Here is a 9,068-nt window from a genome sequence, read left to right as displayed (position 1 = left end):
TGGACGTCATCATGAACCTCGTTGTCCTCACCGCCGCCCTGTCCTCCCTCAACGCCGGGCTCTACTCCACCGGCCGGATCCTGCGCTCCATGTCCGTCGCCGGCTCCGCCCCCAAATTCGCCCAGCGCATGAACAAAGCCGGCGTCCCCTACGGCGGCATCGCCATCACCGCCGGCGTCTCCCTCCTCGGCGTCCCGCTGAACTACCTCGTCCCGTCCCAGGCCTTCGAAATCGTCCTCAACGTCGCCTCCGTCGGCATCATCGTCACCTGGGCCACCATCGTCCTGTGCCAGATGCAGCTCAAACGCTGGGCCGACAAGGGCTGGCTCAAACGCCCCTCCTTCCGGATGTTCGGCGCCCCCTACACCGGCTACCTCTCCCTGCTCTTCCTCGTCGGCGTGCTCATCATGGTCTTCATCGACTCACCCCTGACCCTGCTCGTCACCCTCGTGGCCTGCGCCCTCATGGTCGCCGGCTGGTACGCCTGCCGCAAACGAATCCACGACATCGCCGAAACCCGCGACGGCTTCACCGGCATGTCCCCCGTGGTCGCAAACCGCCCGGGCCCAGGCGGTAGCAACCGCATCTAGCCCACCTCGATTGAGCGCGAACGGACACTTGAGGCCCCGGATCCAAGGGCCCCAAGTGTCCGTTCGCGCTTAAGCCCAAGCTTCCTGAACCACCTCGGCGGCGCCTCGGGTTCCCTTGCAACGGAACCCGAGGCGCCGCCGTCGGCGTTTTGCTTCTTGACCCCGGGCAGGCGCGGGCGTAGCTTACGTCTAGCCGATCAGCCTAATGGCGTGCTGACACCGGCGTCTCACCCGCCGGCAGCTCGGCGGGCAACCGTTTAAACAATCACGCCGGGGCAGTTGTGCGCCAGGACATGCGCGGCGCTCCGGTGCATCCGATCTCCGCCACTACAGAAACGTCCCCTCCACGGATCTGTCGCCGACTCATCCGGTACTGCAGCGGAGGCACAATCAACGTCCGGCACGGCCGCCGAGAGTTGCCGCGCCCTGACCTGATCATGCAGGCATGATCAGTGCGCATTGGAGTTCACCATGGACAACGGCTCGTTCCAGGCCCTGCAGGACAAAGTGCGGGGCCAGGTCATCAGTTCCGACCACGCTGATTACAACGCCGCCCGGGCCGTGTACAACGGCATGATCGACAAACGTCCGGCAGCCATACTGCGCGTTTCGCAGGTGGCGGACGTCATCGCGGCAGTGAATTTTGCCCGAGACGAGGGCCTCGACCTGGCGCTCCGCGGTGGTGGCCACAGCGCGCCGGGATTCGGCACCTGCGACGGCGGCCTCGTGGTCGACTTTGCGGACTGCCGCGGCGTGCGGGTGGATCCGGCCAGCGCCACGGCTCGGGCCGAAGCCGGAACCACGTGGGCCGACTTCAACCACGCCACCAGCGTGTTCGGACTCGCCACCACGGGCGGCATCATCGGTTCGACGGGCGTCGCCGGGCTGACGCTTGGCGGGGGCATCGGCTACCTCGCCCGGAAGTATGGGCTGTCTTGCGACAACCTAAAGTCCGCTGACGTGGTCACGGCGGACGGGAAGTTCCTCGTGACCAGCCCCACGGAGAACGACGACCTCTTCTGGGCCCTGCGCGGAGGCACCGGCAACTTCGGCGTGGTGACCTCGATGGAGTTCAACCTGCACCCTGTTGATGTGGTCTACGGCGGCGTGGTCATCTATCTGCTGGAACACGCCGACGCCGTCGCCCAGCTGTACCGGGACTACATCGCCACTGCCCCGGAAGAAATGGGCCTCTTCCTGGGGTTCCACCAGGGCCCGCCGGTCCCGTTCCTGCCCGAGGAGTATCACGGGAAGCCGGTAGTAGTGCTAGTGGGTGGCTGGGCGGGCCCTCACGACGAGGGCGAGCGGCAGTGGCAGCAGTTCCTGGATGTTGCACCCGTTGCCGGATCGTTCGTCGGCCCACTCCCGTACACGGTGCTGAACACGCTCTTCGACCCCATGCTGCCGAAAGGCCTCCAGGCCTACTGGAAGGCCGAGTTCCTGCCCCGGCTGAGTGATGACGTCATCAGGGTCGCGCAGAAATTCGGGGAAGACATCCCGAGCCTTCAGACCGCAAACCACTACTACCCCATCAACGGCGCCGTCCACCGGGTCGGACAGGACGAGACCGCGTTTCCATACCGGGACGTCAACTTCGCCGTGGCCATTGCCGGCATGTGGGAGGATCCCGCCGACAACGAGGCGAACACCAAGTGGGTGCGGGACTACTACGCAGAGCTTCATCCGCATGGAGCCGGCGCAGGCTACGTCAATTTCCTCGACGCCGATGACCAGCCAAACATCGAGGACAATTACGCGGGCAACTATGCCCGGCTCGCCCAGGTCAAGGCCAAGTACGATCCGGACAACCTGTTCCACGTGAACCAGAACATCAAACCAGCCGCCTGATTCCTGTCCCTGGCGGCGTGCACTCCGGCATTTCTGCACCGCTTTAGCCCGCTCCCGGACGGCCCAGGGCGCACCCGCGCTGTGGTTCCGGGCCGCTGCACCCGGGCGGCACGGCAAAGTGGTGCAGAAATGCCAGAGTTTCCTGCACGACCGGCCGCTTCTGCCGCCAACCGGCCTACCATGGAGGAATCCGGGGGCGTGCGAAGCCGTGCGAGCCCCGGAACGTCGAAGGACCGGGACCAATGGACGTTGTTGTCATCGAGACCCCGCAGCTGGGGGACCGCAGCTACCTGGTCCATGACGGCCGCGTGGGGCTGGTCATCGACGCCCAGCGGGACACGGACCGCGTCGAGGAAGCCGCGCGGCAGGCAGGCGTGGACATCACCCACGTCGCCGAGACCCACGTCCACAACGACTACCTCACCGGCGGGCTGATCCTGGCCCGAGCGCACGGCGCAAAGTACCTGGTCAACGCCGCCGATTCCGTGGCGTTCGAGCGCGAGCCCATCACCGACGGACAGTCCGTGCAGATCGGCGGGTTCTCCCTCAGGGCCGTGGCCACCCCCGGCCACACGCACACCCACCTGTCCTATGTGGTCACGGACGGGAGCACCCAGGCGGTCTTTTCCGGGGGCAGCCTGCTCTACGGTTCGGTGGGCCGCACGGACCTCCTCGGCCCCGCTGACACTGCCGGGCTGGCCCGGGACCAGTACGCGTCGGTGCACCGGCTGGCTGACGAGGCCGGTCCCGATGCCGCCCTGTTCCCGACCCACGGCTTCGGGTCCTTCTGCTCCACCGGCCCGGCGTCGGGCGCGGCGGCGTCCACCATCCGGGAGCAACGCGCCACCAACCACGCCCTGACCGACCCGGACCCCGAGCATTTCGTGGCCGAACTGATGGCCAACCTTTCTGCCTACCCGTCGTATTACGCACACATGGCCCCCATCAACATGACCGGCCCAGAGCCCGCGGACCTGAGCCTGCCGGAATCCTTGGATGCCGCTGAACTCACCAGTCGGCTGGCCAGGGGCGAATGGGTGGTGGATCTCCGCCGCCGGGTGCTGTTCGCGAGCAGCCACCTGCAGGGCACTGTGAGCTTTGAATACGGGTCCGGGTCCAGCTTCAGTTCGTACCTCGGCTGGGTCCTTCCGTGGGGAGAGAAGCTGACGCTCGTGGGCGACCGCAAGGACCTGCGGAACGCCATCCGGGACCTCTCCCGCATCGGCATCGACCGCCCGGACGCCGCGTTCGGCACCGAGCCCCACGTACTCGCGCCGGGGACCCCGGTCGCCTCCTATCCCCGCGCCGGGTGGGCCGCCGTCGTCGCAGACAAGCCCGCCGGCGAAGCGGTGCTGGACGTCCGGCGCACGGAGGAGTTTGCCGCCTCCCACGTGGCGGATGCGGTCAACGTGCCGCTGCACGAACTGCTGGGACGCCTGGACGAGCTGCCGGCGGGCAGGATCTGGGTGCACTGCACGTCCGGATACCGGGCCGGCGTGGCGGCCAGCCTGCTGCAGCGGGCGGGGCGGGACGTGGTGCACATCGACGCCCGGTTCCGGGACGCCGCCGCGGCGGGAATTCCGATGCACCTGCAACCGGCGCAGCGACTCTAAGCGGCTTATCAGAGGATCCGCATTTCAAAGGAGAACGGTGATGGATGCTGAAGGCAAAGTGGTTGTGGGCGTTGACGGCTCAGAGTCCTCCATAGAGGCGCTGCGCTTCGCGGCGCGGGTGGCGCCCGCCCTGGACGCCCGGGTTCATGCCGTGGCGTGCTGGCATTTCCCCGAGATGTACGCCGGGTATGTGCCCCCGGACTTCGACGCGTTCGAGGCCTCCGCCGCCAAAATACTGGCGGAAGCCATCGACAAGGCCTTTGGGTCGGACGCTCCCGAGGGCCTGACCACGGAACTGGTGCGCGGCCCTGCACCGGAGAAGCTGGTGGAGGCCGGCGCCGGGGCGCGAATGCTGGTGGTTGGACGCAGGGGCCACGGCGGATTCCTGGGCCTGCACCTGGGGTCGGTTAGCTCGGCCTGCGTGGCGCATGCCGACTGCCCCGTCCTGGTAATGCATGAGAAGGAAAGCCACCGCCAACACCACCTCTGGAGGGGCTCCAAGGCCAAAAGCGACGGCACCGCCAAACCCTGACTGGCCCGCGTAACGCCGGGCCCGCGTAACGCAACGCCACCGCAACCCCCTGACCGGCCGGTTCGCATATGCTCAGCAGACAGGCTCAACTGGCTCAGCGACGAACCATCCGGGAGACACTTCATGACCAACTGGCGGATCAGGGATTTCCACTCAGCGGACCTGGACGGCATCCTGCACCTCTGGGAGTCGTTGAAGGCCACGAATGTCGAACCCGTCTACGCGCTCTCCGAAGTGCTGGCGTCCTGCGAAAAGGACCATGCCGTCGTGGCGGTGCTGGGCGATCAGGTGGTGGGTGCCGCCGTCGGACGCGCCGCGCACGACCAGGGCTGGATCGTCTTCCTGGCCACGCTGCCGGAGTACCGCGGCCGCGGGATCGGAACCTCCCTGCTGGCCGCCGTCGAAAACCGGATGGCGCCGCACGGGCTGAACAAGCTGTCCGCGCTCATGCCGGAGTCGGAAACCCGCGTGGAGGCCTTCCTGAGCCGGGGGTTCATGCTCAAGAAGAACCTGCGCTACTTTGAGCGCACCATCCCGGTCCAGCGCCAGGAGCTTGAGCCCCTGGGCCTGCTCGGCGGCCGCATCTTGGCCCGGGACCTGTGGGAGAACGTGGCAGGCATGCGCCGCGAGAAGGAACTGCTGGAACGGCGGCTGGTGCTGCCCCTCGCCGAGGCGGATCTCGCGGACGAGTTCGGCGTGGTGCCGCCGCGCGCGGTGGTGTTGTTCGGCCCGCCCGGCACCGGCAAGACGACATTCGCCAAGGCGATTGCGTCCAGGCTGGAGTGGCCGTTCGTGGAGGTCTTCCCCTCCCGGCTGGCCTCCGACCCCAAGGGCCTGGCCGGCGCGCTGCGCGAGACGTTCCTCGAGATCGCCGAGCTGGAGCACGCCGTGGTGTTCATCGACGAGGTGGAGGAGATCGCCTCGCAGCGCTCGGGCGAGCCGCCGTCGCCGCTGCAGGGCGTCACCAACGAGCTCCTCAAGATCATCCCGGCCTTCCGTGAACAGCCCGGCCGCCTCCTGGTCTGCGCCACCAACTTCATCCGCGCCCTGGACTCCGCGTTCCTGCGCCACGGCCGGTTCGACTACGTCATCCCCATCGGCCTCCCCGACCGGCAGGCCCGCGAGGCCATGTGGCAGCGCTTCATCCCCGCCGCCGTGGTGGACGACGTCGACGTGGAGCTTTTGGTGGACCGCACCGAAGGCTTCTCCCCCGCGGACATCGAGTACGCCGCCCGCAGCGCCTCCCAGCGCGCGCTGGAGAAAGCGGTGTACGACGACGGCGGGCTGGCTTCCGGTGGCACCGTGGCCGTCCGCGAGGCAGTCCGGAAGGGCCCCGCCACGGAGGACTACCTCGACGCCATCGCGGACACACGGACCACCGTCAGCGACGAGGTGCACCAGATCTTCCTCGAGGACATCGAGGCGCTCGGCCGGGTGTAAGCCTGCCCCGCCGCCATTTCGACGGTTCCCTGCCAGCTAGACGTGGGCTAGCGTCTAGCTGGGCACGCTTCCATCGAAATGGCCACGGGAGGGGAGAGCCGTGATCCTGTTCCTGACCGTTGTGAGCGGGCTGGCCTGGACGGTGGTGTACGCCGAAGCCATCCGGCTTGGCTTCCGGGACCGCACCTATGCCATTCCGGCCGCGGCCCTGGGCCTGAACTTCGCCTGGGAGGTGGTCCACGCTTCGCATTCTGTGGCCACCGGGATTACCGCCCAGGGCGTCTTCAACATTGTGTGGGGGCTGGCCGACGTCCTCATCGTGTACACGTTCCTCAGGTTCGGGAGGGCCGAGCTGCCGTCCTGGGTCACGCGGCGGCTCTTCATCGGCTGGGCGCTGCTGCTTGGCGCCATGGCCTCCGCCGTGCAGCTGCTGTTCGTGGTGGAGTTCGGCTGGGACGACGCCGCACGGTATGCCGCGTTCCTGCAGAACCTGCTGATGTCCGGCCTCTTCATCGCGATGTTCGTGGCCCGCGGCGGCGGCCGGGGCCAGTCGCTCGTCATTGCCGTGGCGAAGTGGATCGGCACCCTCGCTCCCACCGTGGTTTTCGGCTGGTACGGGAATTCGCCCCTGATCCTTGGCGTCGGCGCGCTCTGCAGCGCCTTGGATCTGGCCTACATCGGCCTGCTGTGGCGGGCACGGGCTGCCTCGGCCGTCAGGGGTCCTGTCTCCTCCTGACCTGCTCCGGGCGGCGCTGGAGCGATCCGTCTCCCCGGCGGTACTCTATGAGCCATGTCCAACAATCCCCTCCGGCATGCCATGGCCCGCATGGGCGGCCGCGACCCTCATGAGCAGCACCGTGCCGCCACGCCGCTGGAGCTGTTCTTCGACCTGACGTTTGTCATTGCCTTCGGAGTGGCCGGAAGCCAGTTCGCCCACGAGATCGCGGAAGCCCACTTCGGTGCCGGGCTGCTGGGCTTCTCCTACGCGATGTTCGCCGTCATCTGGGCCTGGATCAACTTCACCTGGTTCGCCAGCGCCTACGACACCGACGACTGGGTCTTCCGGGTGGTCACCCTGATCCAGCTGCTTGGCGTGCTCATTCTGGCCATGGGGATCGAGCCGCTGTTCCACTCGTTGGTGCAGGGCGACCATGTGGACAACGCCGTGATCGTGGGCGGCTACGTGATCATGCGCCTTGCCCTCGTATTCCAGTGGCTGCGCGCGGGGCAGCAGGACCCAGCCCGCCGGCAGACCTGCCGGCGCTACGCAACCTACCTTGGCGTGGTGCAGCTCGGCTGGATCGCGGTGCTGATCATTCAGGCCGACCTGCTGACGACCATCCTGATGACCGTCCCCCTCTACGTGCTGGAAATGGCTACGCCCTACGTCGCCGAGCGCTCCATGCGGACCCCGTGGCACGCGCACCACATCGCCGAACGCTACGGGCTGCTCGCCATCATCGCCCTCGGCGAATGCCTGATCGGCGCGATCGAAACCCTCCGCGCCATCGTGGCCAACCATGGCTGGAGCGTCGATGCGGCGCTGGTGGGGTTCGGCGGGACGGCGCTGGCCTTCGGCATGTGGTGGCTCTACTTCATCCTGCCCGCCGGCCAGGCCCTGCACCTCCAGCGGCACCGCGCATTCTTCTTCGGCTACGGGCACATCCCGATCTTCGCTGCCATCGCCGCGACGGGCGCCGGGCTTCACGTCGTGGCCTACTACATCGACCATGAGGCGCACATCAGCGCCGCCGTGGCGGTGGCCAGCATTGCCGTACCCGTGGCGCTGTTCAAACTCTCCCTGACTTGGCTGTTCAGCGTCATGATCTGCGCGGACCGCACCGTCATCGCCGTCGCCGCCGGAGTGGTGGTGGTGCTGGCCGGCACCGTTGCCCTCGCCGAAGCCGGGGTTTCCGTGCCCGTCTGCCTGATGGTGATTGTCCTGGCTCTTGCCGCATCAATCGTCATTGATGAGCGCCGCGGCACTGAGCGGCTGGCTGCCGCATTGGAGGACCTGGAGCGCGGGGCTACCGGGGCGCGGCCGGCAGAGTGACCACGATTTTGCCCTTGGCATGGCCCTGCTCCAGGGCGGCGAAGGCGTCGGCGATGCTGCCGAACGGATACTCGCTGTCAACGACAGGCTGAAGCGCGCCCTCATCCACCAGCGTGGCGAGGAAGCGCAGGTCATCCGCGCTGGGATGCATGAAAAGGTAACGGTAGCGTGCGCGCGCCCGCCTTGCCCGCAACCGGACCGGAAGGCTGATCGCCCAGAAGAGCGCCACGACCCAGCCGGGGGCGGCCAGGTCCTTCCGCGCGGTCAGCGGCTCGGGGACTCCGGCGATCGATACCACCATGCCTCCGGGCTTGAGGATCCGGAAAGACTGCTTCAGCGTTTCGCCGCCCACCAGGTCCAGCACGGCGTCGTAGTCCTGGAGTTCGTCGGCAATGCGATTCCGGGTGTAGTCGATCACCCGGTCCGCGCCCAGTCTCCGCACCAGTTCGTCGCCGCGGGGGGACGCCGTGGTGGTCACCTCAGCACCGAAGTGCTTAGCCAGCTGGATCGCCAGCGTTCCGACGCCGCCCGCGCCACCGGAGATGAAGAGCCTGGTGCCTTCCCGGACGGAGAGTTCGTCGCGCAGGGCCTGAAGCGCCGTAAGACCGGCCAGCGGCAGTCCCGCCGCTTCGGCGAACCCCAGCGACACCGGCATGGCGGCGACGTGCCCCTGCTGCACGCACACAAGCTCCGCAAAAGCGCCGAGGGTGGCCTCGTCCACGCGCGCATACACGCGGTCCCCGAGTTCGAACCCGCTGGTTCCGGGGCCCACGGCGTCCACCGTTCCGGCCACCTCGCAGCCGGCAATGATGGGAAGCCGGTGTCCGCTGATGGCCCGCAGCTTTCCCTGGCGCAGCTTGTAGTCGACCGGATTGAGCCCGGCGGCAGCCACCCGGATCCGCACTTCGCCGGGTCCGGGACGCGGTTCGGGGACGTCCCGGAACTCCATGGCGTCTGCCGCTCCATACCGGGTGAGGACGTAGGCGAGCAAT

Annotated in this window: 7 protein-coding genes and 1 pseudogene; 7 read left to right on the top strand and 1 reads right to left on the bottom strand. The window is 67.7% G+C overall.

Annotation, left to right across the window (positions count from 1 at the left end; translation table 11 throughout):
* The 7 genes and pseudogenes from J7I89_RS14070 to J7I89_RS14040 form a co-directional block, all read left to right on the top strand.
* Positions 1 to 590: pseudogene (locus J7I89_RS14070) on the top strand (amino acid permease); the annotation flags it as partial.
* Positions 591 to 1,061: 471 nt separating this feature from the next.
* Positions 1,062 to 2,438 carry an FAD-binding oxidoreductase gene (locus tag J7I89_RS14065; RefSeq protein ID WP_214971385.1) on the top strand — a complete coding sequence of 459 codons (1,377 nt, stop codon included), beginning with the start codon at positions 1,062 to 1,064 and terminating at the stop codon, positions 2,436 to 2,438.
* 242 nt (positions 2,439 to 2,680) lie between these two features.
* Positions 2,681 to 4,051, top strand: a complete 1,371-nt coding sequence (locus tag J7I89_RS14060) for a rhodanese-like domain-containing protein (RefSeq protein ID WP_214971381.1) — start codon at positions 2,681 to 2,683, stop codon at positions 4,049 to 4,051.
* Positions 4,052 to 4,091: 40 nt separating this feature from the next.
* Complete coding sequence (locus tag J7I89_RS14055) at positions 4,092 to 4,583, top strand: universal stress protein (protein ID WP_214971378.1); 492 nt, start codon at positions 4,092 to 4,094, stop codon at positions 4,581 to 4,583.
* 123 nt (positions 4,584 to 4,706) lie between these two features.
* Positions 4,707 to 6,023: an ATP-binding protein gene (locus J7I89_RS14050; protein ID WP_214971374.1), complete on the top strand. Its 1,317-nt coding sequence runs from the start codon at positions 4,707 to 4,709 to the stop codon at positions 6,021 to 6,023.
* 100 nt (positions 6,024 to 6,123) lie between these two features.
* Positions 6,124 to 6,759 carry a hypothetical protein gene (locus J7I89_RS14045; protein ID WP_214971371.1) on the top strand — a complete coding sequence of 212 codons (636 nt, stop codon included), beginning with the start codon at positions 6,124 to 6,126 and terminating at the stop codon, positions 6,757 to 6,759.
* 54 nt (positions 6,760 to 6,813) lie between these two features.
* A complete protein-coding gene (locus J7I89_RS14040) occupies positions 6,814 to 8,076 on the top strand; it encodes a low temperature requirement protein A (RefSeq protein WP_214971368.1) in 1,263 nt (420 codons plus the stop codon).
* Here the strand turns inward: J7I89_RS14040 and J7I89_RS14035 are convergent.
* On the bottom strand, positions 8,051 to 9,067 hold the full coding sequence (locus J7I89_RS14035) for an NADP-dependent oxidoreductase (protein WP_214971364.1): 1,017 nt from the start codon (positions 9,065 to 9,067) through the stop codon (positions 8,051 to 8,053). The genes J7I89_RS14040 and J7I89_RS14035 overlap by 26 nt on opposite strands.
* Position 9,068: the final 1 nt, after the last annotated feature.

Source organism: Arthrobacter sp. ISL-5 (genome assembly GCF_018613835.1).
Taxonomy (GTDB): domain Bacteria; phylum Actinomycetota; class Actinomycetes; order Actinomycetales; family Micrococcaceae; genus Arthrobacter.
Note: the sequence above shows the minus strand (reverse complement) of the source record. Positions and strands in the feature narration are given on the sequence as shown.

Coding starts and splice junctions, on each gene's coding strand:
- J7I89_RS14065 (WP_214971385.1), top strand. CDS start 1,062: ATGGACAACGGCTCGTTCCAGGCCCTGCAGGACAAAGTGCGGGGCCAG.
- J7I89_RS14060 (WP_214971381.1), top strand. CDS start 2,681: ATGGACGTTGTTGTCATCGAGACCCCGCAGCTGGGGGACCGCAGCTAC.
- J7I89_RS14055 (WP_214971378.1), top strand. CDS start 4,092: ATGGATGCTGAAGGCAAAGTGGTTGTGGGCGTTGACGGCTCAGAGTCC.
- J7I89_RS14050 (WP_214971374.1), top strand. CDS start 4,707: ATGACCAACTGGCGGATCAGGGATTTCCACTCAGCGGACCTGGACGGC.
- J7I89_RS14040 (WP_214971368.1), top strand. CDS start 6,814: ATGTCCAACAATCCCCTCCGGCATGCCATGGCCCGCATGGGCGGCCGC.